The following is a 23,947-nucleotide window of genomic DNA, read 5'->3' as shown; positions in this document are numbered from 1 at the left end:
TCAGGGGCGGCTAAGAAGAAGCAGGCCGGACAGAATCAGAGCGTTCCCCGCAAACCGCTTGGCGGCCGGGGTCGCGGAAGTGCAGCGGGCGGACGACATCGTCACGGCTCGGCTCTCGCGAGGTTGCTCTTGGGTTTCGTCATAATGGAAACAGGCCGGGGCTGGCAAGCCCTCTCTACCTCCCGCTCCCGCCGCTGCCGTCGCGTGGCTCATCGGGCAGGCGGCTGCCCCCTGGCGCCATAGAGCTCGCGCAGTGCCGCGATCAGCGTATCGCGGTCATAGGGCTTGGCGAGGACGCGGGCATGGCCGCTGTCCGGGGGGATCATCGAGCGGTCGCCATAGCCGGTGGCGAACACGAAGGGCACGCCGCGGCGTCCCAGCTCCTCCGCCACCGGCGCCGAGGTGCCCGAGCCGAGATTGACGTCGAGCACCGCAATGTCCGGCGTGGCGTCCTTCAGCTTGCGTAGCGCGTCCGCGGCCGAGGCGGCGGTGGTGATCCGGGTGATGCCGGCGTCGTTCATCATGAACTCGACGTCCATGGCGATGATCATCTGATCCTCGACCAGCAGCACCGCGGCGTCGGCGAGGGAAACCGGCTCCGCGGCCGCCGCGGCGGAACCGTCGCTCCAGTCCTCCGCGCCGATCTCGCTGGTGGCGATGTGGCGCGCCGGCAGCTTGAGCCGGGCGGAAAAGCCGCTCGCCTCGTAGCGCATCTCGCTCTCGCCGCCGAGATCATAGGGGATGCTGCGCTCGATCAGGGCGGTGCCGAAGCCGCTGCGTCCGGGGCGGGCGACCGGCGGGCCGCCGCGCTCGCGCCAGAGAATCTCGCAGTCGCCGGCGGCATCGACGCTCCAGCGCACCTCGACATGCCCGCCGGGGCGCGAAAAGGCGCCATACTTCGCCGCATTGGTGGACAGCTCATGCAGCACCAGCGCCATGACCGAGAAGGCGCGGGCGTCGAGCCAGATCATCGGCCCGCCCAGGCTGGTGCGGCTGGCGGCACCCTCATAGGGCGAGAGCTCGGCGCGCAGGAGATCGACCAGCGCGCCGCCGCCGGCGCCGCGCACCACCTGGTCATGCGCCAGAGCCAGCGCCTGGATGCGCCCGCGCAGCGAGGCGACATAATCCTGCACGGTGCGCCCGTCCTGCACCGAATGCTCCACCAGCGACTTGATCACCGCGAGAATGTTCTTCACCCGGTGGTTCAGTTCCTCGTTGAGCAGGCGCTGGCGGGTGTCGGCCTTGTCGCGTTCCTCCGCCATCAGCTCATTGTGGCGCAGCACGATCTCGACCAACGCCGAGCGCGCCGCCTCGGCGATCTCGCGGTCGGCGTCGGTCCACGGGCTGGCGCGACGGCGCACCGTCTCCTTCCAGATCGCGAAACTCTTGCGCGGGGTGAGCCGGTCGCCATGCGGCCCGGTCTCGTAGTGCTTCTCCGGCCGGCCGGCCCAGGCGAGGGTCTGCACGATCTCGCGGCGGAAGAACAGAAGATAGTCGCGCGGCAGCTGCGACAGCGGCAGGGCGAGCACGCCGACGGCCGTTTCCCAGAACGATTCCGCCGGCGGCCACAGCTCGACCAGAGAATCGCTGGACCACACCCGGCCCTGCACCTGCCCGCCGAGAAAGGCCGCCAGCTCCGGCATTGCCGAGGCGGGCGGGACCGAGCCATGCGCGGTCCACTCGCCGCCGAGCCACAGGCCGACGCCGTCGCAGGGCATCAGCGCGGCGAACTCCTCGATATTGGCGCGCAGCAGTTCGCCGACATCGGCATGATGCGAGGCCAGCCGCAGGAAGCGGTCGAGGGCGCCGCGCGCGGCGGTGGCGACCTCCAGCGTGCGCTTCTGCTTCAGCGCGTGCAGATGCAGCGCGAAGAACGCGCCGAACATCTCCGCTGCCGCGCGCTGCGCCATCGGCAGCACCCGCGGCGAATAGTGATGGCAGGCGATCAGCCCCCACAGCGCGCCATCGACCAGCACCGAGATCGACATGGAGGCAGCCACCCCCATATTGCGCAGATATTCAAGATGGATCGGCGACACCGAGCGCAGATGCGCGTGCGACAGGTCGAGCGGTCGTCCATGATCGTCATGCTCCGGCACCAGGCTGCAGCGCTCGCCCCCCGCATTGCCGATAACGCGGATGATGTTGCGCTTGTAGAGTTCGCGCGCCTGCTGCGGGATGTCGCTGGCGGGAAACCACTGGCCGAGAAAACTCTCCAGCTCCTCCGCCCTGGCCTCGCCGACCACCTGCCCGGCGCCGTCCTGCGCGAAGCGATAGACCATCACCCGGTCATAGCCGAGCGCCTCGCGCACTACGCGAGGGGTCTGCGTCAGCAGTTCCTCGACCGAGATCTCGTTGGCGATTTGGGCGATCATGGTGCGGGCGATGTCGAGCGCCGGCCCGTGCTCGTCGGAATGCCGCTCGAATTCCACCACGCCGGCACCGCCGGAACGATGCACCGCAACGTCGAAACGCGCGCCGGAGTCGGTCGCAACGCCGAACATCAGCCGTGGCGGCATTCCTTCCCGCGTATCGGCCAGCACCGCACCGATGCGCGCGGCGGCATCCTCGCCGACCAGTTCGGCCAGCCGGCGCCCCTGCATCGCCTCGCCGGAAACGAGGAAAGCCGGCGCATTGGACGACCAGCGCAGCAGCCGGCCGTCCTCCAATGCACTCACCACCAGACAGCCATGCGGCTGGGTGCTGCCGGGGATGTGGATCGGTTCGCGATCGCAATTGGTAAGATCGACCACCTCAGGCGACGACATCGACCGGCCTTTCGAAGGCAGCGCCGGCCGCCGCGAAAGCGGCGAGCGAAGCATTCACGGTGCGCTCCATCTCAAACGGCTCGAAGGCCTCAAGAATAACGAGGAATGCCGGCCAGCTGTTGCGATCCTCCGCCTGCGCGGCGAGATGGCGGGCTCCAAACCGGCCGTCAAAGCCGATGTCACGCGCCCGGCGATGCAGCACGCGAGCGCCTAGACTGGACCCTTCCAGCACATAGAGAACGCCGAGCAGATCAGCCGGCGCCACCACAAAGGCCGGCGGAACCGGCGGCGGCACGATGTCCAGATCGGCGAGATCGGCGCTCAGCAGCGGCGCCAGCGGCCGGCAGCGCCAATCGTCAAAGGCCGCCGGCCACGCCACCCGGGCAAGCCCGGCCTCGATGGCGTGCCGGAATAGATATTGTCCCTTGAGATAGCGGACATAATCGACCGGCGTATCGAAGCCGCCTACGCTGGCGTCAAGCTCGGCGTGGGCGTCTTTGGTCAGGGCGCGCAGCCTGTGCCGCCGGGATTCATGAAGCATCGGCAAACGCAATGTGAGGGCGGGCAGGACGGCCCGGGGGTGGGCATTCCCAAAAGAACGCCCCAGCCGTCAAACGGTTCCCGCTGCCGCCGGCAAATCCTCCGCCCTCGCCAGCGCGCGCTCGTCGTCGGTAATGAAATCGCGGATCACCGGCACCGCGTCGCGCTCATTGGCGAGCAGCAGCTGGTAGACCATGTTCGAGCCGTTGAGGAAGCCGAGCTCGACCGCCACCAGATAGAACTCCCACATCCGCGCGAAACGCTCGCCCATCATCGCCACCACCTCCGGCCGCTTGGCTTCGAAGTTCAGCCGCCAGTGGCGAATGGTCCAGTAATAGTGCAGGCGCAGCATCTCGCAGTCGCCCACCCACATATTGGTGCGCTCCAGCGAGGCGAACACTTCCGACATCGCCGGCACATAGCCGCCGGGGAAAATGTATTTGCGGATGAACGGCGCGGTGGAGCCGGGCGGCGACATGCGGCCGATGGCGTGGATCATCGCATAGCCGCCGGGCACCAGCAGGCGCTTCACCGTGTCGAAGTAGTCGTCGAAGTGATTGACGCCGACATGCTCCATCATGCCGACCGACACCACGCGGTCATAGGTGCCGGTCAGTTCGCGATAGTCGCGCTCGAAGAAGGTGATGCGGTCGAGCACACCCGCTTCCGCCGCGCGCTTCTTCGATTCGGCGAGCTGCTCGGTGGCGACGTTGATGGCGGTGACATGGGCGCCCAGCTTGGCCAGATAGATGGCGAGCGCCCCCCAGCCCGAGCCGATTTCCGCCACCCGCATGCCGGGCCGCAGCTGCAGCTTGGCGGCGATGTGGCGCAGCTTGGCCTGCTGCGCCTCTTCCAGCGACGCCTCGGGCGTCGGGAAATAGGCGCAGGAATAGATCATCTGGCTGTCGAGCCACAGCCGGTAGAACTCCGGCGGGTTGTCATAATGGCTTTGGGCGTTCTTCGCCGCCTTGCCGAGCGCATTGGCCTGATGCCAGCGCTTCAGCGCCCGCCAGGAGCGCCGCATCGCCTGCTGCACCGGATGGGCGGCGAGGCCCTTGCGGTTGATCGAGAACAGATAGAGGAAATCGTAGACGGTCGAACCGCTCTCGAAGGTGAGCCGGCCATCCATATAGGCCTCGGCCATCACCAGCTCGGGATTGAGGAACAGCTCGCGGTCGAGCTTGCCGTCGTGCAGGCGCATGGTGACGCTGGGCCCGTCCTTCCCCGAGCCGAAGCTGTGCTGGGTGCCCTTCTCGTCGATGACGACGAGCCGGCCCTTATCGACGAAACGCTTGAGGAGATGCGGAAGAAGGAACATGCGCGAGGCCCGACGGAGAAAACTGGCGGCATCGGGCATGGGCCGGCCGGGCCTGTCAAGCACAGCTTGCTGTCAGGTCAATGTCGCGCTGCCGGTTCGCACGCCCATGCGCGGGCGCAAAGCCGGGGCGGCAAACCGGCGAAACGTGTTCCTGCCCGCCGCCTTCGCCGCGTAAAGCGCATGGTCGGCCTGGGCGAACAATTGGGCGGCGCCGATATCGGCCGCCATGGCCCCGGCAATGCCGATCGAGGCGGTGACGGTGAGGGCCTCTCCCATCCACGCGATCGGCTGACTCACATGGACGATCGCCTCGGCGGCCCGGCTCTCGATGCACGCGACATCGCCGGCACCGAACGACAGCACCGCGAACTCGTCGCCGCCGATCCGTGCCGTCAGGCTGGCGGCCCCGAAGGCCGCCCCCAGCCGCCGCGCCGTCTGCCGCAGGCACTCGTCACCGGCCGCGTGACCGAGGGTGTCGTTGACGTGCTTGAAGCCGTCAATATCCACCAGCACCAGCGCCGTCAGCGCCTCCGGCCCCGGAGCCGCGGCAAGCGACGCGGCCAGACGCTCTTCGAACACCTTGCGGTTGGCGACGCCTGTCAGCGGATCGCACTCGGCGAGGGCCCGCATGCGGTCCCACAGCTCCTTCTCGAGCGTGATGTCCTGCTTGGTGCCGAAAATCCGTACCGGGCGGCCGTTCTCGCACTCGACATCGGCGGAAAGCCGGACCCAGCGCGACGCGCCGTCCAGGTTGCGCACCCTGATGTCGAGGGTGAAGCTGCCGGCCTCGCGGATCGCCTTCTCCCTGAGGCGCTCCATCTCCCGCCGCGAGTCGTCGGCATAGAGCGCCAGCACCATCTCGCGCGTGACCCGGCAGCCGCGCGGCAGGCCGAATATGTCGTAGACACCGTCGGTCCAGCTGAGTTCCTGGATGGCGAGATCGCATTCCCAGACCCCGATCTTGGCGAGGCTGGAGGAGCGTTCATACATCTTGCGGTAACGCGCCAGGGCGGAGTCACAATCGTGAAGGTGACGGGCACGCTCGGCCAGCAGCCGCTCCAGCCGCAGCAGAAGCCGCTCGGAGCCCGCTTCGGCGCCGGGGCCGAGACGGCGGCGCAACTCGGCAAGCAGAAGCGCACCTTCATCCATCGGTGACGAATTCTGTTGCTTCCGCATCGTCGATCCGACGTCCACAAGATGGTCACGATTCTCTAGCGGGAAATGGCTCCGTTGACAAACGTGGTCGACAATCGTGCCGGGCGCCGGCGCTAGCTCGCCGTCTCCCGCACCGCCAGCGCCTTTTGCTGGGCTTCGGCGCGCAGCGATTTGCGCACCGCCGGGCTCGCCACGATCTGCGCCTTGTCGAAGAAGGCCTCGTGATTGGCCTCGATGTCGTCGGCGATGTAGCGATAGTTCACCATCAGCCCGGCAGCCTGCCGCATTCCCTTCGCCGACAGGTCGCCGAACGGGTTGAGGCGCTCGAGCCTTGCGCCATTGCCGAGATGGAAGCGCGCCACCGGATCGAGCGGACGCCCCTTCGGCGAGCGGGCGATCAGCAAATAATGCGCGGCGAGCGCCGTCAGTACCGGCCGCAGCATCGCCTGGCGCGCCGGGTCCTCGGCCAGGCCGGGCGCATCGAGCGCCGCCAGCGCCGTCCGGTCCTCGGCGGTGAGCACGGCGGAGTGTTCGGCGGCCCGCTCGGCTTCCAGCCAGCCGCGGAAGGTCGGCACCGGCGACAGCGTGACGAAGGTCTTGAGGTTCGGCAACTCGCGCGAGATTTCCTCCACCACCTGCTTGATGAGGAAATTGCCGAAGCTCACCCCGCCGAGCCCGGCCTGGGTGTTGGAGATGGAATAGAACACCGCCACGCTGGCCTTGGCGGGATCGAGATGGGCGCGCTTCTCCGCCAGCACCGGCGCGATCCCCGCCGGGATATCCTTCATCAGCGCCACCTCGACGAAGATCAGCGGCTCGTCGATCAGGGTGGGATGGAAGAAGGCGTAGCAGCGCCGGTCCGGACTGTCGACGCGGGCACGCAGATCGTTCCAGTCGCGAATCTCGTGCACGGCTTCGTAGCGGATGATCTTTTCGAGCACATTGGCGGGTGTCGACCAGTCGATCCGGCGCAGCACGAGAAACCCCCGATTGAACCAGGACGCGAAGAGATGGGTGAAGTCGCGGTCGACCTCGGCGAGGTCGCGGCGCCGCGCCAGGCTGGCGAGGAGATCGGCCCGCATGCCGACCAGGCGCGCCGTGGCACCGGGCGCCAGATTCAGCCGGCGGATGAGTTCCTGCCGCCGGGGCTCGCTCGCCTGGTGCAGTTCGCTCGCCGTGGCGGTGGAAGGCTTGGCGGCATAGGCGGCGACGGCCTTTTCCAGCCGCGCCGCGTCCGGGCCGAAGGTGCCGGCCAGCGCCTCGAAAAAGGCGATGCGCTCGCCGCTCTTGAGGGCGCCATAGGCGATCAGGATTTCGCTGGCGAGCGCCACCCCCGACGCCTCGCCACGCCCGGACAGCAGCTGCTCGCACAGGGACACCACGCTGGCCGCCCGGACCGCACCGACCGGGCGACGCTCGCGCCCGAGGTCCAGTAGCGCCCGCCCGCGCTCGGCGATGGTGCCGAGCAGGTCACCGAAAAAGCTTGTCGTGTCGCTCATGGCTCCCCCACGGGACCCCCGCATCGCCCGGAGGCGACGCGGCTACCCTATCAGTTTTTCATGAGACGCTCACCTCGCGGCGGGCGCAAGACGGCCTTTCGGCGGGTCGATCACGAGCCCGTCACGAAATCGAACAGCAGCTTCATGTTGAGGGTGATGATCAGCGTCGCCGCCAGCACCGCCAGGATGATTTGCCAGCGCGGCGCCACCAGCGCGCCCATCTTGCGCCGATCGGCGGTGAACATGATCAGCGGCACGATGGCGAAGGGCAGTTGCAGGCTCAGCACCACCTGGCTGAGGATCAGCAGTGAGCCGGCGCCCTGCTCGCCATAGGCGATGGTGACGATGGAGGCGGGCACGATGGCGATGGCGCGGGTGATCAGCCGCCGCAGCCAGGGCGCGAGCCGGAAATTGAGGAAGCCCTCCATCACCGCCTGGCCGGCGATGGTGGCCGTCACCGTCGAATTGAGGCCGCAGCACAGGAGCGCCACGGCGAACAGCGTCGGCGCCAGCGCGCTGCCGAGCAGCGGGTTGAGCAGCTCGTGCGCCTTGCCGAGATCGGCCACCTCCTCCGCGCCGCCGGCATGGAAGGCGGAGGCGGCGAGGATGAGGATAGAGGCGTTGATGGTCAGCGCGAACATCAGCGCGATTGTCGAGTCCCAGGTGGCGTATCTGATCGCCTCGCGCTTGCCCTCCAGCGTGCCGTCGTGCCGGCGGGTCTGCACGATGGCCGAGTGCAGATACAGATTGTGCGGCATCACCGTGGCGCCGAGGATGCCGAGCGCCAGATAGAGCATCTCCGGATTGCGCACGATGTCGGCGGTGGGTGCGAAGCCGCGGATCACCTCGCCCCAGTTCGGATCGGCAAGCGCGATCTGCACGCCGAAGCAAGCGGCGATGACCGCCAGCATGCCGATCACCATCGCCTCCACCCAGCGGAAGCCGAGAGTCTGCAGCCACAGGATCAGGAACACGTCGAGCGCGGTGAGGATCACGCCGATTTCCAGCGGCAGGCCGAACAGCAGGTTGAGGCCGATGGCGGTGCCGATCACCTCGGCGAGATCGGTGGCGCAGATGGCCGCCTCGGCGAGGATCCACAGCACGAGGGCGACGGGACGGGGAAAGGCGTCGCGGCAGGCCTGGGCGAGATCGCGTCCCGAGGCGACACCGAGCCGCGAGCACAGGGCCTGCAGCAGGATGGCGATCATATTGGAAAGCAGCGCCACGGTGAGCAGCGCATAACCGAACTTGGAGCCGCCGGCGAGCGAAGTCGCCCAGTTGCCCGGATCCATATAGCCGGTGGCCACCAGATAGCCCGGCCCGATGAAGGCGAGCACACGGCGCAGCCCGACCCGCTTGGGCACCGCTATGGAGCCATGCACCTCCGACAGGGCGGGATCCCCGCGTTCGCGGCGCCACCCACCCGGGGAAAGGCTGTCCAACATGATTTCATCCGCTCTTGCAACTCAGTCGCAAGAAAAATGCGATTCATTCGCAACGCTGTCAACCGGCGCCGCGCCGAGCATCGTGCGAACACGATTTCGCCAGCAGCCTTGCCGGCTCTGGATTTTGCCCCCGGTCCGCGCACATTGTGCGCCATGTTGCGCGCTACCCGTTTCGTCCGCCTCGGCCTTTTGCTGTTCTTCGCCCTGCCGCTCGCCGCGCATGCGCTGGTGACATGGCAGACCTCCGATCTCTCGCTCGGCTGGCGCTCCGCCGATTGGTCGAGTACCGGCACCCTGCCCGCCGCGCCGCAAATGCCGGAAGCGATGGTGCGCGTCTATTGCGCCCCGGTCGGCGGCTGGCGCAGCATTTTCGCGGTGCATTGCTGGGTGGTTTACAAGGAAGCCGGCGCGGCCGCCTATCAGCGTTACGACGTGATGGGCTATTCCGGCGCGCCCGTTCGCCATAACCGTTTCCCGCCGGACGGAAAGTGGTACGGCAACACGCCGGAGCTGGTGGCCGAGGCCACTGGCGCGGCAGCCGCGGCGCTGATCCCGAAGGTGAAGGCGGCGATCGCCGACTATCCCTTTGCCGGCATGGGGGATTATGTGATCTGGCCGGGGCCGAACTCCAACACCTTCATTGCCCATGTGGTGCGGCAGGTGCCGGAGCTGCAGGCCGCCCTGCCCTCCAACGCCATCGGCAAGGACTTTCCGGTCGACGGACGCTGGCTCGACTGGGCGCCCTCGGGCACCGGCGTGACGGCGAGCCTCGGCGGTTATGCCGGGCTGACCCTGGCCTGGGTGGAGGGCGTGGAGATCAACGTGCTGGGTGCGGTCGCCGGGCTCGATCTGCGCCGGCCGGGCATCAAGCTGCCCGGCTTCGGGCGGATCGGGCTGTAGCGCCGGACATCCTCGACCGGCGCAAGCCCGCCGGCCGGGAAGAGCGGACGCCGGCCGTGCCGGCGCCCGCGAAGGCTCACGCGACCTTCTTCACCGTCTTGGCGACCTCGGCCACCTCGGCATCATATTTGCCGGCGAGTGCGGCGAAGGCGCCGGCGCCGTCCGACAGCGAGCGCTTCAGGTCTTCCGCCCAGGTGGTGTGGCGCAGGGTGAAGGTCGATGTCGCCGAGGAACCGTACTTCGCGGACAGGCGGACATTCACCTTGAAGGGAATCGGCTCGGAAGCGAGATAGCGGGTGGTGGGGTGCTCCTTCACGAAGGCGGCGAAAGCCTGGCCGACCTCCTCATACTTGTCGGCATTGATGAGGTCGGTCACCTGCTTCAGGAAGGCGGGCAGCGCGGAATGGGGGGCGGACATGGGTGTTTCCCTTTGCGAACGTCTTTGCATCCTCGTGGAATGCTGGTCTGCGGCATCTGGTATACAACACACCGGCCGAGTTCCAAAGCGCCAGATTTTCCGATTGCCGCGGCGTCGCATCGCGGGAATGAAAAACGCAGCGCTTCCACGCTCCGCCCGCGCGTGCTGTTGAAGGCCAAGCACCGGCGCCGGAAAGACGAGGCCGACATTGCCGTGCCCTGCCCCGGTTGGACGGGCGCGAACGCCAATCCCTGAATCGCCGGCTCGCCAGCGCGTATCCCGGCCATGACCGGGCCGACGCGCTGCAGCTGCAAAAGCAAAGGGGCGCGTCGCCGCGCCCCTCGCCGAATGTCGCATGCAACGGCCGTCAGTCGAGATGGAACTTCGACAGGTCGCGATGCTCGGCCGAGATCCAGCGCACCGTGCCGGAAGCGGAGCGCATGACCACGGTCTGGGTCTCCACAACGTCGCCGCGGTACTTCACGCCCTTGAGCAGGTTGCCGGTCGTCACGCCGGTCGCCGCGAACAGGCAGTCGCCCTGCACCATGTCGTGGATGGTGTAGATCTTCTTCGGGTCGGAGACGCCCATCTTCTTGGCGCGCTCACGCTTCTCCTCGGTGTCGAGGATGAGGCGGGTGAACATCTGGCCGCCGATGCAGCGCAGCGCCGCCGCCGCCAGCACCCCTTCCGGCGCTCCGCCGGTGCCGAGATAGATGTCGACGCCGGTCTCGTCCGGATCGGCGGTGTGGATGACGCCGGCCACGTCGCCGTCGGTGATCAGCTGCACCGAGGCGCCGGTCTTGCGCACCGCCTCGATGATCGCGGCATGGCGCGGACGATCGAGGATCAGCGCGTTGATCTCCGACGGCTTCACGCCCTTGGCCTTGGCCAGCGAGTGGATGTTGTCGACCGGGCTGGCATCGATGTCGATCGTGCCGGCGGCATAGCCGGGGCCGATGGCGATCTTGTCCATGTAGACGTCGGGCGCGTAGAGCATGGTACCGCCCTCGGCCATCGCCATCACCGCGATGGAGCCGGGCATGTTCTTGGCGCACAGCGTGGTGCCTTCCAGCGGGTCGACGGCGATGTCCACCGCCGGGCCCTTGCCGGTGCCCAGTTCCTCGCCGATGAACAGCATCGGCGCTTCGTCGCGCTCGCCCTCGCCGATGACGATACGGCCGGCGATCGGCAGGCGGTTGAGCTCGCGCCGCATGGCGTCGACCGCCGCCTTGTCGGCGGCCTTCTCGTCGCCGCGCCCGCGCAGGCTCGCGGAGGCGACCGCCGCCCGCTCGGTAACGCGCACCAGCTCCAGCGTCAGGATGCGCTCAAGCGCCTGATCCGGTTTGACCGTGATTTCCGCCATCGTCCCAGCCCTCAATCCTTCTCGATCCGAATAACCTGCGGCGGCGACGTGATCACGCCATCCGCCTCGATGGCGTCGATGGCGCGGCGCACCGCCTCTTCCGTCGTCGCATAGGTAATCAGCACCACCGGCGCAGGCCCCCCAGCGCTCTCGGCCCGGTCGCCGCCATGCGGTCGACCACGCCGATGCTGCATTATGGACTCGAGCGAAATATTCCGCTCGGCCATATGACGGGCAATGGCTGCCGCCGTTCCGGGCCGATCGACGGCGGCGAGGCGGATGTAGTAGCCGCCTTCATGGCGCTGTATGGCGGGCTTGCCGGCCGGACGCAACCGCGCGACCGGCCAGCCGAAGGGCCGGCTGACCCGCGCCGCCGCAAGATCGCAGAGGTCGCCGACCACCGCCGAGGCGGTGGCATCGCCGCCGGCGCCGGGACCGACCAGGGTGAGCGCCACCGCGTCGCCGTCCACCGCCACCGCATTGGTGACGCCGGAGACCTGCGCGATTGGCCAATGTTTGGGCACCATGGTCGGGTGGACCCGCAGCTCCACCTCGTCGCCGGCACGGGCGGCGACGCCGAGCAGCTTCACCCGATAGCCGAGCTCGTCGGCGGCATCGAGGTCGGCCAGGGTGATCGAGCGGATGCCCTCGACATGGATGGCGCCGGGATCCGGCTGCACGCCGAAGGCCAGCGTCGCCAGCAAGGCGAGCTTATGGGCGGTATCGAAGCCGTCGACGTCGAAGGTCGGGTCGGCCTCGGCGTAGCCGAGTTGCTGGGCCTCGTCGAGGCAGGCCTCGAAGGACAGCCCCTCCTCGTGCATCTTCGTGAGGATGTAGTTGCAGGTGCCGTTGAGGATGCCGGAGACGCGCGCCATGCGGTTGCCCAGCAACGCCTCGCGCAGCGTCTTGACGATCGGGATGCCGCCGGCGACCGCCGCCTCGAAATGGATGCCGGCGCCGTTCTGCTCGGCCAGCGCCGCGAGGGCGACGCCGTGATGGGCCAGAAGCGCCTTGTTGGCGGTGACCACCGGCTTGTCGGCTTCCAGCGCCGCGGCGACCGCCTCGCGGGCGGCGCCATCCGAGCCGCCGATCAACTCGACGAAGACGTCGATGCCGGGATCGCGAGCGAGCGCCACCGGGCTTTCCGCCCAGCGAACCGAGGAGAGATCGCACTCGCGGTTACGCGAGCGGTCACGCGCACTGACCGCCACGACCTCGACCGCGCGCCCACAGCGCGCGGCGATCTCGTCATTGCGACGGGCAAGCATACGCATGACGCCCGCTCCGACCGTACCCAGGCCGGCGATGCCAATTTTAAGCGGCGGCGCCATCAAACTATCCGAACATCAAAAACAAAAGAACAGCGCCGGCCCGCAATAAACGGGCACTCAACGCGCCGCGGCGAGCGGCACGACGTTGTGCAATGTTTCCGCGCCCGTTTCAAGGAAGCGGCGGACATTGCGCGCGGCCTGGCGGATGCGCTGCTCGTTCTCCACAAGCGCGATGCGGACATAGTCGTCGCCGTGTTCGCCGAAGCCGACGCCCGGCGCCACCGCGACATCCGCCTTCTCGATCAGCAGCTTGGAGAATTCCAGGCTACCGAGGTTGCGGAATTTTTCCGGAATCGGCGCCCAGGCGAACATCGAGGCGCTCGGCGAGGGAATCTCCCAGCCGGCCTTGCCGAAGCTGTCGACCAGCGCGTCGCGGCGCTTGCGGTACACCGAGCGCATCTCCGCGATGCACTCCTGCGGACCGTTGAGCGCCGCCGCGGCCGCGACCTGGATCGGCGTATAGGCGCCATAGTCGAGATAGGACTTCACGCGGGCGAGCGCGGCGATGAGGCGTTCATTGCCGACCGCGAAGCCCATGCGCCAGCCGGCCATGGAGAAGGTCTTCGACATGGAGGTGAATTCGACCGTCACATCCATCGCGCCCGGCACCTGCAGCACCGAGGGCGGCGGATCGCCGTCGAAATACACCTCGGAATAGGCGAGATCGGAGAGCACGATCAGGTCGTGCTTCTTCGCGAAGGCCACGACGTCGCGGTAGAAATCGAGATCGGCGACGCAGGCGGTCGGGTTCGAGGGATAGCAGAGCACCAGCGCCAGCGGCGAGGGAATCGAATGGGCCACCGCGCGCTCCAGCGCACGGAAGAATTCCGGCCCCGGCTCGCACGGCACCGAGCGGATCGCCGCCCCCGCCATCAGGAAGCCGAAGGCATGGATCGGATAGGACGGGTTCGGCACCAGGATCACGTCACCGGGCGCGGTGATCGCCTGCGCCATGTTGGCGAAACCTTCCTTCGAGCCCAACGTGGCGACCACCTGGGTATCGGGGTTCACCTTCACGCCGAAGCGGCGCTCGTAATAGGCGGCCTGTGCGCGGCGCAGGCCGGGAATGCCCTTGGAGGCGGAATAGCGGTCGGTGCGGGGCTTGCCGATGGTATCCTTCAGCTTCTCGACCACATGGGCGGGAGCGTCGAGGTCCGGATTGCCCATGCCGAGATCCACGATGTCGGCGCCGGCGTTGCGGGCGGCAGCCTTCACACGGTTGACCTGCTCGAACACATAGGGCGGCAGCCGGCGGATACGGTGGAAATCGGTCATCGGTCTCAAGCTCCAAGCCGGCCGTTTTCCTCTCAACGGCGCGACACAACGGGCGTTTCTATCATTTTCACCACGCCCATCCCAGGAGGCATGACAAGCGATGGTGGCGCAAGCGTGGTGAATCAATCGGTAACGGAGTTCTTGGCGGCCCCCTTTTATGCAGCTGTCACTGGCCGGTGTTCAGGTCACCGCCCTGATTGATCTGCTGCTCCATCTGGTCGGCATGGTTGCGGGCCATGCCCTCCAGGCTCGACTGCGTCTTCGCCTGGGCGGCGGGATCCATCACCGGCCGGGTGCCGATCTGCGCCGGAGCGCCGAAGCTGGGATAGGCGAGCTTCTGGTCGGGCACGTTGGTCTTGGGCAAGCTGGGGGCGGCGCAGCCGGCAAGGCCGAGACCGAGGCCGAGACAAAGCGCCGCGCCAGCGAGCGGGCGCGCGCGGGCGGGAGATTTCAGCGGAAGGGCGAGGTGGCGCGTCATGTCCCTGTTTCCCGAACTGTCATCGACTCCGCGCTAGGCTCTCGCTCGAACCGGGCGTCGCGTCTATGATGCCCTCACCTATGAACGCACGCACCCGCGGGGACAAGCGGTGAGTAACCGAAACACCGACCGTTCCACCAGCCAGCGGCGCACCGCCGCGCGCTCCACCGCCACCGACGAAACCTCGACGGAAACCGCCGCTCCCTCTTCCTCGAAGACCGCCGCCCCGAAGAAGCCGGGCAAAGTGCCGGCCGGCGCGGCGGCAGGCGCGAGCCAGCCGGCGGCCACCGATGCGACGACGCAGCGCGCCCCGAAGGCGGCCGGGCCGGCCACTGGCCCGGCATCGGCCAAGCGGGTATCCGCCAAGACCGCGCAGGCGCCGTCGAAGGCCGGTAGCGGCGCGACTCCTGCCAAGGCGCAGGCGGCCAGGCGCGGGGGCGCGACAGCCGGCAAAGTCGACACGACGCCCGCGCCCAAGGTTTCGCCCGCCAAAGGGACCGCGGCCAAGTCGGCGGCGCCGAAGGCCGCGCCGCCCGCGGCTGTGACAGCTAAGAGCGTGACGTCGAAGAACGCGACGTCCAGGAGCGCGACGCTCAAGCCCGCGGCGACCAAGGACGCGGCGACCAAGGCGGGGGGCGCGGAACCTGCGCCCTCCCGCACCGCGACCCGCAAGCCGTTGGCCGAGGCGGCGGCGCCGGTCGTCCCCGCTCCCCTTCCCCGTCCGCGCCGGGTGTCGCAGACGCGTTCGGCCGCCAGCCATGCGCGGAGCGTCCGCCGGCCCGAGCCCGAGATCGCCGCCGGCCTCACCGTGAATGTCGCCGTGCCGCCGCAGCCGGCTCCGGCTTCCGCCCCCACCCCGGCTCCCCGCACGGCGGAGCGCCCCAACCCGCCCGCGCCGGGCCCGGTCGACTTCGAAACCTTTGCCGGCAATCTTGCCCGCCTCGTCGAGGAGGGCGGCAAGGCGATGGCCGCCTATCTGCGCCCGCGCGAGGAAGGCCGGGTGAAGGACGACATCGCCGAAGAGGTCGCCGACGTCATGAAGACGCTCGGCCACGTGGCCGAATATTGGCTGACCGATCCCCAGCGCACCGTCGACGTGCAGTCGCGGCTGATCGGCGGCTACCTCTCGCTGTGGTCCTCGACGCTCAAGCGGCTGGCCGGCGAAGAGGTCGCCCCCATCGCCCAGCCGCCGGCACGCGACGGGCGCTTCGTCGATCCGGAATGGACGACCAATCCCTTCTTCGACGCGCTGAAGCAGACCTATCTGCTCACCGCCAACTGGGCGGAGAAGCTGGTCGAGGATGCCGAGATCGACAAGCACACCAAGCACAAGGCCGAGTTCTACGTGCGGCAGATCGCCAGCGCGGTGTCGCCGTCGAACTTCGTCTTCACCAATCCCGAGCTGCTGCGCGCCACCCTCGCCTCCAACGGCGAGAACCTGGTACGCGGCATGAAGATGCTGGCCGAGGACATCGAGGCCGGCGACGGCGAACTGAAGATCCGCCAGACCGACAACTCGAAGTTCAAGGTCGGCGTCAACCTCGCCGTCACCCCCGGCAAGGTGATCTTCCAGAACGAGCTGATGCAGCTCATACAGTACAGCCCCGCCACCGAGACCGTGCTGAAGGTGCCGGTGGTGATCGTGCCGCCCTGGATCAACAAGTTCTACGTACTCGACCTCAACCCGGAAAAATCCTTCGTCCGCTGGGCGGTGGCCCAGGGCCTGACGGTGTTCATCATCTCCTGGGTCAACCCCTCCCCGGCCCTCGCCGACAAGGGTTTCGAGGACTACATGCACGACGGCGTGCTCACGGCGATCGAGGTCGCCCGTCGCGCCGCCGATGCCGAGCAGGTGCACGCGGTGGGCTATTGCGTCGGCGGCACCATGCTCGCCATGACGCTGGCCTGGCTCGCCGCCGCCGGCAAGGAGGCCGGGATCCGCTCGGCGACCTACCTGACCACCCAGGTCGACTTCACCCATGCCGGCGACCTGAAGGTGTTCATCGACGAGGAGCAGGTGGCGGTGCTGGAGCGGCGCATGCTCGAATCCGGCATCATGGACGGCCGTGTGATGGCCAACGCCTTCAACATGCTGCGCGCCAACGACCTGATCTGGCCCTATGTGGTGAACAACTACCTGAAGGGGCAGGCGCCCTTCCCCTTCGACATCCTCTACTGGAACGCGGATTCGACGCGGCTGCCGCGCGCCAACCATTCGTTCTACCTGCGCAACTGCTACCTCGACAACAAATTCGCCACCGGCCATCTGACGCTGGACGGCCACAGGCTCGATCTCGGTCGGGTGGCGATCCCGACCTACAGCCTGGCAACGCGCGAGGATCACATCGCCCCGGCGGTGTCGGTGTTCAACGGGCTCCAGCTGTTCGGCGCGCCGACGCGGTTCGTGCTCGCCGGTTCCGGCCACATTGCCGGGGTGATCAACCCGCCGGCGCGGGCCAAGTACCAGTACTGGACCGGCGACGCGCCGGCCGGCAGCCTGGAGGCATGGATCGCCGCCGCCGAGATGCATCCGGGTTCCTGGTGGCCGGACTGGCTGGCCTGGCTGGAGGCGCAGGACGCCCAGCGGGTGCCGGCGCGCGAGCCGGGCGGCGGCGTGTTCGCGCCCATCGAGGACGCGCCGGGCAGCTATGTGAAGGTGAAGGCGTGACATCGGCCGTCCTGGCCGGCGGCCTCGGCCTTTTCGCGACTCTGGTGGCCGCCTTCGCGCCGGCCCCGGCTAACGCCGCGAGCTTCGACTGCGGCAAGGCGCAGACACCGGACGAGCGCGCCGTCTGCGCCGACCCCGCTTTGTCGGCCCTCGACAGCGAGATGGGCGCGCTGTGGTTCAGCTATAGTCGCTTCCAGCTGATGATGGGCGCCAATGGCGCGCGGCGCGACGAGGCGCGCGCCTTCCTGGCGTCGCGGGCGGCATGCGGCGCCGAGGTGGGCTGCCTCGCCCCGCTCTACCGCCAGCGCAACGCGGCGCTGAAGCAGCAGATCGCCGCCGCCATCACCAATGTCACCCGTCAGGCGGATGCCGGTCCCGCTCCCGCCGCGCCGGCACCGCAGCCGGTGATGGACGAGGTCGCCGGCCTCTTCGCGCAGTGTCGGGCGGCGGGCGGCGAGCTGAAGAGCAATGCCTGGCCGGAGATGATGAGCACCGATCTCGACCATGACGGCCGGCCCGACTATCTGCTCAACGCACAGAACCTGCGCTGCGACGGCGCCGCTACCGCCTATTGCGCCAATGACGGCTGCGACATCTCCGTCAGCCTGTCGAGTGCCGGCTACGCGCCGTTGAAGCTGCGCGGCAGCCGGCCCACGCTGGTGCAGGGCACCGATCGCACGACGCTCGACATCTGGGTCGACCGCAGCCAGTGCAAGGATGCCGCGCCCGGCGCCGCCTGCTGGGGCAGTTGGCGGTGGGACGGCGCGGCGCTCACGCCCCGCTACGCCGCCCGCCCGGCGCCCTGAGCGGCGCAATCAGGCAAGAAAATCGACCTTGCCGCTTGAAAGGTCGTAGACACCGCCGACCACGCGCAGATTCTTCGAGGCGATCGCCGCCGCCACGATCTCGCTGGCGGCGGCGATGTGGTCGCTCACCTCCCCGACATTGGCGCGCACGACATCCACCAGCTCCGTATGCCCCTCGCGGCGCGCCCGCAGCACGGCCGGCACGATAGGCTGCACCATGTCGCCGATGAAGCCCGGGAAGCGCGTGCCGGCGGCAACCATGTCGACCGCCGCCTCCACCGCGCCGCACTGGCTGTGCCCCATCACCACAACCAGCGGCGCGCCAAGCACCGCTACCGCATATTCGATGGAGCCGATGGCGGTGGCATCGGCCGTGTTGCCGGCGACGCGGATGATGAACAATTCGCCGAGGCCGGTCGTGAAGACATGCTCCGGTGGGGTGCGCGAATCCGAGCAGCCGAGCACCACGGCGAAGGGTGCTTGGCCGGCGCTGAGCGTGCTGATCGGCACCGGTCCGCCGGCCGGGGTGCAGGCGCCGCCGGCGACGAAGGCGGCGTTGCCGGCCTTCAGCCTGGCAAGCGCCTCGTCGGCGGACAGGCTGGTCTTGGCAATGGGAGCGGCCGCCCGGGCCGGGGACGGTCGGAGCCCCGTCGCCGCGACGCAGCCGCAGGCCAGCGTTCCGAACAGGTTACGGCGAGACACGACAGACGACAGGGTCATGACGGGCTCCATGGGCTCAAAGCCGCCCATGGAGCACACCATTATACCGAAATAGCAATCGGTAATATTCCGATCCCCGTACCTCTTTCAGGGCTCAGGGGAACAGCGCCAGTTGCTCCAGGCCCAGCGTCTCGGGGAAGCCGAGCACCAGGTTCATGTTCTGCACCGCCTGCCCCGACGCGCCCTTGACGAGATTGTCGGTGGTGGAGATCAGGATCACCCGGCCGGGCTGGCGGTCGGCCACCACGCCCAGGACGATCATGTTCGACCCCTTGACGAAACGCGTCTGCGGCACCTGGCCGAGCGGCAACACATGCACGAAGGGCTCGGACTTGTAGAAATCCGCCAGCACCCGATGCACGTCCGCCGCGCCGACGCCGGCCCCGGTCCGGGCATAGATGGTCGCGTAGATGCCGCGGCTCATCGGGATGAGATGCGGGGTGAAGCTCGGCACGATCGAGCGGCCGGCGGCCTTGGAATATTCCTGGTCGAGCTCGGCCATGTGCCGGTGATGACCGACGCCATAGGCGTGCATGCCATCGGTCACCTCGGTGAAGAGCAGCGATTCCTTGGCCGCGCGGCCGGCGCCGGTGACGCCGCTCTTGGCATCGACGACGAGGCCTTCCGGCTCGATGGCCCCGGCCTCGATCAGCGGCACCACCGGCAGGATGGCGGTGGTGGTGTAGCAGCCGGGATTGGCAACGAGCCGCGCCTTGCGGATATCGTCGCGATAGAGCTCGACGAGGCCGTACACCGCCTCCTGCTGCAGCTCCAGCGCCTGATGCGCGTGGCCATACCACTGCTCATAGGCGCCGGGATCGCGTAGGCGGAAATCCGCCGACAGGTCGACCATCTTGATGTGCGGCGCGGCTTCGAACACCCGCTTGATCACCTGCTGCGTGGTGCCGTGCGGCAGGGCGCAGAAGGCGAGATCGACGCTCGACCACGCCACCTCGTCGATGGTGACCAGCTTGGGCAGCGCGAGCTTGCCGAATTGCGGAAAGACGTCGGCCATGGACTGGCCGGCCTTGCGGTCGGCCGTGAGGGCGACGATCTCGACGCGCGGATGGCGGGCCAGCAATCGCACGAGTTCCGAGCCGGTATAGCCCGAGGCCCCGAGGATGGCGATCCGCGCCTTCGTCTCCGTCATCGTCCGTCTCCCTGAAGAGGGTGCAAGCCCGGCCATTCGCCGGAGCGAGCGCGTGTACACCCGTTGCGCGACGGACGGAAGACGTCCACCCCCCCGCGCCGCCGCGGCAGCCGCCCGCTTTGCGCAGGGCTGCCCCGCGTCGATCGGCGGGAACGAATGTGGCCCTCGGAGTATTGCCGTCCCGCCGCCCAGACCGGGCTTCGAGGAATCACATCATGATGCATCCCCTCGCCTTCTTTTCGCTTGGCATGAACATGGCCCGCCTCGGCCTCGACGCGCAGGTGGTCATTGCCGAGCGGGTGAACCGGCTGGCGCGCGGCGACCTCGCCGCCGGCGTCGAGGCGACGCGCATGGTGACCGAGAAGGCGCTGGCGATGGCCGAGGTCAACGCCCGGCTCGCCAAGGCGGCGGCGGCCGGCACGCTGGACAAGGTGGGCCCGGACATCGTGAAGTTTTACGGCCGCAAGGTGCGCGCCAATCGGCGGCGGCTCGGCAAATAAGCCACGCCGCGCGCGTTTTCGTTCATGGAATGTTCACGGCTGTGACTCACACTGGCATAATGTGGTGTAATGGGATGATCCACAGATGCCCGCCAGCGAAAGTCCTGCCCGCCCCATGCCGGAACCCGAGAAGAGCCTGTTCGACGCCGTGCCCGAGACGCCGCGCCCCGCCGCCGCCAAGCCGCCGCGCGCGCCCGCTCAGCCGACAGGCGCCGAGAGCGCCTACACGGCCGCCCATATCGAGGTGCTGGAAGGTCTTGAGCCGGTGCGTCGCCGGCCCGGCATGTATATTGGCGGCACCGACGAGAAGGCGCTGCACCATCTCTTCGCCGAGGTGATCGACAATTCGATGGACGAGGCGGTGGCCGGCCACGCCAGTTTCATCGATGTCGAGCTCACCGCCGACGGCTTCCTGACCGTCACCGACAATGGCCGCGGCATCCCGATCGAGAACCACCCGAAATTCCCCGGCAAGTCGGCGCTGGAGGTGATTCTCACCACGCTGCATGCCGGCGGCAAGTTCGACAGCAAGGTCTACGAGACCTCCGGCGGCCTGCACGGCGTCGGCGTCTCCGTCGTCAACGCGCTCTCCGACGTTCTGGAGATCGAGGTGGCGCGCGGGCAGACGCTCTACCGGCAGACCTATTCGCGCGGCCTGCCGCAGGGCCCGCTGACCGAGGTCGGCCGGGTACTGAACCGGCGGGGCACCAAGGTGCGCTTCCACCCCGACCCGATGATCTTCGGCGCCGAGGCGCGCTTCAAGCCGGCGCGCGTGTTCAAGATGGCGCGCTCCAAGGCCTATCTGTTCGGCGGGGTGGAGATCCGCTGGAGGTGCGACGCCGCCCTGGTTGCCGGCACCGAGGTGCCGCCGGAGGCGGTGTTCCGTTTCCCCGGCGGCCTCAAGGACTATCTCGCCGCCGACATCGCCGGGCACACGCTGGTGCATCCGGAGATCTTCTCCGGCAAGACCTCCAAGCCCGGCGGCCACGGCTCGGCGGAATGGGCGGTCGCCTGGCTCGCCGATGCCGACGGCGCGGTCTCCTCCTATTGCAACACCATCCCCACCGCCGAGGGCGGTACGCACGAGGCCGGCTTCCGCGCCGCCCTGCTGCGCGGGCTGCGCGACCATGCCGAACGCACCGGCAACGCCAAGCGGGCGAGCGCCATCACCTCCGACGACATCATGGCCGGCTGCTCCGCCATGCTTTCGGTGTTCGTGCGCGAGCCGGAATTCCAGGGCCAGACCAAGGAGAAGCTCGCCACCGCCGAAGCGGCGCGCATCGTCGAGCAGGCGATTCGCGACCCGTTCGATCACTGGCTGGGCGGCAACCCGGTACAGGCCAGCCGGCTGCTCGACTGGGTGATCGAGCGCGCCGAAGAACGGCTGCGCCGGCGGCAGGAGAAGGAAGTCTCGCGCAAGAGCGCCGTGCGCAAGCTGCGCCTTCCCGGCAAGCTCGCCGACTGCTCCAACAATTCGGCGGCGGGCTCCGAACTCTTCATCGTCGAGGGCGATTCGGCCGGCGGCTCGGCCAAGCAGGCGCGCGAGCGCCAGACCCAGGCCGTGCTGCCGCTCCGCGGCAAGATCTTGAACGTTGCCAGCGCCGGGCGCGACAAGCTCGCGCAGAACCAGCAGCTCGCCGACCTGATCCAGGCGCTGGGCTGCGGCACCGGCACGCAGTATCGCGAGGAAGACCTGCGCTATGAGCGCGTGGTCATCATGACCGATGCCGATGTCGATGGCGCACACATCGCCTCGCTATTGGTCACCTTCTTCTTCCGGCAGATGCCGAAGATGATCGAGAACGGCCATCTCTTCCTCGCCGTGCCGCCGCTGTACCGCATCACCCAGGGCGCCAAGACGCTCTATGCCCGGGACGAGGCGCATCGCGACGAACTGCTGAAGAAGGAGTTCTCCGGCCGCGGCAAGGTGGAGATCGGCCGCTTCAAGGGCCTCGGCGAGATGATGCCGGCGCAGCTCAAGGAGACCACCATGAGCCCGCGGACGCGCACGCTGCTGCGCGTCACCGTCGCCGATGCCGAGCGCGTCGAAACCGCCGATGCCATCGAACGGCTGATGGGCAACAAGCCGGAAAGCCGCTTCGCCTTCATCTCCGAGCGCGCCGCCTTCGCCAGCGAGGAACTGCTCGATATCTGAGGCCTTTCCTCGAAGCCGGCGACTGGCGGCGTTGCAGCGCCTGCGGCGGCCATGGACCTCTCAAGGGAGCCGCGCGGCATGGCCCGTTTCAACCACAAGCATGTGCTCATCACCGGCGGCACCAGCGGCATGGGCCTTGCCGGCGCCCGAAGGATCGCCGCCGAAGGCGGCGCGGTGGCGGTGACCGGGCTCGATGCCGGTCGCCTCGCGGCGGCGCGGGATATTCTGCCCGCCGACACGCTCGTGCTCTCCAACGATGCCGCCGATCCTGCCGCGGCCCTGTCGCTCACGGCGGCGCTGCACCAATGGGCACTGCTCGACGGGGTTTGGCTCAATGCCGGCTATGCCGCCATCGGCCCGCTGGAGCAGGTCGATGCGGGTGCCTTCGACGCGATGATGGCCGCCAATGTGCGCGGCCCGATGTTGCAGCTGGCCGCGCTCTCGCCGCTGCTGGCGCCCGGCGCCTCGGTGGTCGTCACCTCGTCGAGCTCGACCTATGAAGGCGCGGCGATGACCGGCCTCTATGCCGCCACCAAGGGGGCGGTGGTCGCCATGGCGCGCAGCTGGGCGACGGCGTTCGCCCCGCGCGGCATCAGGGTAAATGTGCTGGTGCCGGGCCCGATCGACACCAATTTCCGCCATTTCCTGCCCGAGGAGGCCCGCCGCAGCTTCGAGGGCTTCGTGGTGAGCCAGGTACCGCTCGGCCGCGCCGGCACGGCCGACGAAGCCGCCGCCGTGGCGCTGTTCCTGCTCTCGGACGACGCTTCCTACGTCACCGGCAGCCAGTATGCGGTCGATGGCGGGCTCGTGATGCTTTGAAACGGCGCTAGCGCCGCTCGAAGGCGATCCGCGCGGCAAGGCCGAGGAAGATCATGCCGGTGGCGCGCTGGAACCAGCGGGCGAAGCCGGCGCGGCCCGCCAGCCAGCGCCCGACGGCGCCGGCGAAGCCGCCGACCAACCCGTTCACGATCATGCCGCCAATGTTCAGGATGGCGCCGAGCAGCAGGAACTGCGCGAAGGCCGATCCGCGCGCCGGATCGACGAATTGCGGCAGGAACGCCAGCACGAAGACGACGATCTTGGGATTGGCGAGATTCACCAGCACCGCCTGCCGGAACGCCGCCCCCGCGCTGCCGTGCCGCGCCGCCTCGCCGCCGGTGAGCGGCCCCGCCGCGGTGAAGGCCTTGAAGGCCAGCCAGACGAGATAGGCGACGCCGGCCCAGCGCAGCGCCTCGAAAGCGGCCGGATGTGTCGCCAGCAGCGCCGCCAGCCCCAGCCCGGCGGCGATCGTGTGAATGAACCCGCCGACAGTGATGCCGAGGCTGGCCGCCAGTCCGGCCCGCGGCCCGGATTTCATGCCCTGCCCGAGGCAGAACAGCATGTCGTTGCCCGGCGTGAGATTGAGCATGAGCGCCGCCGGCGCGAAAACCAGCAGGGTATCGAGGGGAATCAGCATGC

The 23,947-nt window shown here is 68.5% G+C and carries 21 protein-coding genes; 6 read left to right on the top strand and 15 right to left on the bottom strand.

Annotated elements, in window-relative coordinates:
* Positions 1 to 209: 209 nt before the first annotated feature.
* From J2X65_RS18360 to J2X65_RS18335, 6 genes are all read right to left on the bottom strand, one after another.
* Positions 210 to 2,768, bottom strand: coding sequence for an HWE histidine kinase domain-containing protein (locus tag J2X65_RS18360; protein WP_310203819.1), 2,559 nt, complete (start codon positions 2,766 to 2,768; stop codon positions 210 to 212).
* A complete protein-coding gene (locus tag J2X65_RS18355) occupies positions 2,755 to 3,309 on the bottom strand; it encodes a biliverdin-producing heme oxygenase (RefSeq protein ID WP_310203817.1) in 555 nt (184 codons plus the stop codon). The genes J2X65_RS18360 and J2X65_RS18355 overlap by 14 nt, the downstream gene beginning before the upstream one ends.
* A 69-nt stretch (positions 3,310 to 3,378) precedes the next feature.
* The gene (locus tag J2X65_RS18350) at positions 3,379 to 4,626 is read right to left on the bottom strand and encodes a cyclopropane-fatty-acyl-phospholipid synthase family protein (protein WP_310203815.1); all 1,248 of its coding nucleotides are present in this window, start codon (positions 4,624 to 4,626) and stop codon (positions 3,379 to 3,381) included.
* A gap of 72 nt (positions 4,627 to 4,698) precedes the next feature.
* The gene (locus tag J2X65_RS18345; protein WP_310203812.1) at positions 4,699 to 5,775 is read right to left on the bottom strand and encodes a sensor domain-containing diguanylate cyclase; all 1,077 of its coding nucleotides are present in this window, start codon (positions 5,773 to 5,775) and stop codon (positions 4,699 to 4,701) included.
* 119 nt (positions 5,776 to 5,894) lie between these two features.
* On the bottom strand, positions 5,895 to 7,280 hold the full coding sequence (locus tag J2X65_RS18340; RefSeq protein WP_310203809.1) for a malonyl-CoA decarboxylase: 1,386 nt from the start codon (positions 7,278 to 7,280) through the stop codon (positions 5,895 to 5,897).
* Between the two features lie 110 nt (positions 7,281 to 7,390).
* Positions 7,391 to 8,725, bottom strand: coding sequence for an Nramp family divalent metal transporter (locus tag J2X65_RS18335; protein WP_310203806.1), 1,335 nt, complete (start codon positions 8,723 to 8,725; stop codon positions 7,391 to 7,393).
* A 153-nt stretch (positions 8,726 to 8,878) separates the two neighbouring features.
* On the opposite strand from J2X65_RS18335, the gene J2X65_RS18330 reads away from it, so the two are divergent.
* Positions 8,879 to 9,625, top strand: coding sequence for a DUF3750 domain-containing protein (locus J2X65_RS18330; protein WP_310203803.1), 747 nt, complete (start codon positions 8,879 to 8,881; stop codon positions 9,623 to 9,625).
* Between the two features lie 76 nt (positions 9,626 to 9,701).
* Here J2X65_RS18330 and J2X65_RS18325 read toward each other — a convergent pair whose 3' ends face one another.
* The 6 genes from J2X65_RS18325 to J2X65_RS18300 form a co-directional block, all read right to left on the bottom strand.
* Complete coding sequence (locus J2X65_RS18325) at positions 9,702 to 10,043, bottom strand: hypothetical protein (protein ID WP_310203800.1); 342 nt, start codon at positions 10,041 to 10,043, stop codon at positions 9,702 to 9,704.
* A gap of 367 nt (positions 10,044 to 10,410) precedes the next feature.
* The gene (gene glpX / locus J2X65_RS18320) at positions 10,411 to 11,406 is read right to left on the bottom strand and encodes a class II fructose-bisphosphatase (RefSeq protein ID WP_310203797.1); all 996 of its coding nucleotides are present in this window, start codon (positions 11,404 to 11,406) and stop codon (positions 10,411 to 10,413) included.
* An 11-nt stretch (positions 11,407 to 11,417) separates the two neighbouring features.
* The gene (locus tag J2X65_RS18315) at positions 11,418 to 12,737 is read right to left on the bottom strand and encodes a homoserine dehydrogenase (protein WP_310203794.1); all 1,320 of its coding nucleotides are present in this window, start codon (positions 12,735 to 12,737) and stop codon (positions 11,418 to 11,420) included.
* Positions 12,738 to 12,794: 57 nt separating this feature from the next.
* Positions 12,795 to 14,012, bottom strand: coding sequence for an LL-diaminopimelate aminotransferase (locus J2X65_RS18310; RefSeq protein ID WP_310203791.1), 1,218 nt, complete (start codon positions 14,010 to 14,012; stop codon positions 12,795 to 12,797).
* A 166-nt stretch (positions 14,013 to 14,178) separates the two neighbouring features.
* Positions 14,179 to 14,490, bottom strand: coding sequence for a hypothetical protein (locus J2X65_RS18305; RefSeq protein ID WP_310203789.1), 312 nt, complete (start codon positions 14,488 to 14,490; stop codon positions 14,179 to 14,181).
* Between the two features lie 78 nt (positions 14,491 to 14,568).
* Positions 14,569 to 15,087, bottom strand: coding sequence for a hypothetical protein (locus J2X65_RS18300; protein ID WP_310203786.1), 519 nt, complete (start codon positions 15,085 to 15,087; stop codon positions 14,569 to 14,571).
* On the opposite strand from J2X65_RS18300, the gene phaC reads away from it, so the two are divergent.
* Together phaC and J2X65_RS18290 are read left to right on the top strand one after the other, a co-directional pair.
* Positions 15,047 to 17,158, top strand: a complete 2,112-nt coding sequence (gene phaC, locus J2X65_RS18295) for a class I poly(R)-hydroxyalkanoic acid synthase (RefSeq protein ID WP_404977748.1) — start codon at positions 15,047 to 15,049, stop codon at positions 17,156 to 17,158. The genes J2X65_RS18300 and phaC overlap by 41 nt on opposite strands.
* Entirely contained in the window at positions 17,155 to 17,964 is an 810-nt protein-coding gene (locus J2X65_RS18290) for a hypothetical protein (protein ID WP_310203783.1), read from the top strand. The genes phaC and J2X65_RS18290 overlap by 4 nt, the downstream gene beginning before the upstream one ends.
* 9 nt (positions 17,965 to 17,973) lie before the next feature.
* Here J2X65_RS18290 and J2X65_RS18285 read toward each other — a convergent pair whose 3' ends face one another.
* Entirely contained in the window at positions 17,974 to 18,684 is a 711-nt protein-coding gene (locus tag J2X65_RS18285; RefSeq protein ID WP_310203780.1) for a carbonic anhydrase, read from the bottom strand.
* Positions 18,685 to 18,778: 94 nt separating this feature from the next.
* Complete coding sequence (gene argC / locus J2X65_RS18280) at positions 18,779 to 19,834, bottom strand: N-acetyl-gamma-glutamyl-phosphate reductase (RefSeq protein ID WP_310203777.1); 1,056 nt, start codon at positions 19,832 to 19,834, stop codon at positions 18,779 to 18,781.
* Positions 19,835 to 20,049: 215 nt separating this feature from the next.
* On the opposite strand from argC, the gene J2X65_RS18275 reads away from it, so the two are divergent.
* From J2X65_RS18275 to J2X65_RS18265, 3 genes are all read left to right on the top strand, one after another.
* Positions 20,050 to 20,334, top strand: coding sequence for a hypothetical protein (locus J2X65_RS18275; RefSeq protein ID WP_310203774.1), 285 nt, complete (start codon positions 20,050 to 20,052; stop codon positions 20,332 to 20,334).
* A gap of 115 nt (positions 20,335 to 20,449) precedes the next feature.
* Entirely contained in the window at positions 20,450 to 22,489 is a 2,040-nt protein-coding gene (parE, locus tag J2X65_RS18270; RefSeq protein ID WP_310204119.1) for a DNA topoisomerase IV subunit B, read from the top strand.
* A 78-nt stretch (positions 22,490 to 22,567) separates the two neighbouring features.
* Entirely contained in the window at positions 22,568 to 23,308 is a 741-nt protein-coding gene (locus tag J2X65_RS18265; protein WP_310203771.1) for an SDR family oxidoreductase, read from the top strand.
* Between the two features lie 7 nt (positions 23,309 to 23,315).
* Here the strand turns inward: J2X65_RS18265 and J2X65_RS18260 are convergent, their stop codons facing one another.
* Positions 23,316 to 23,945, bottom strand: a complete 630-nt coding sequence (locus J2X65_RS18260) for a LysE family translocator (protein WP_310203768.1) — start codon at positions 23,943 to 23,945, stop codon at positions 23,316 to 23,318.
* Positions 23,946 to 23,947 lie beyond the last annotated feature (2 nt).

The organism is Ancylobacter sp. 3268, assembly GCF_031456575.1.
Classification (GTDB): domain Bacteria; phylum Pseudomonadota; class Alphaproteobacteria; order Rhizobiales; family Xanthobacteraceae; genus Ancylobacter.
This window is presented reverse-complemented; position numbering and strand designations above follow the sequence as displayed.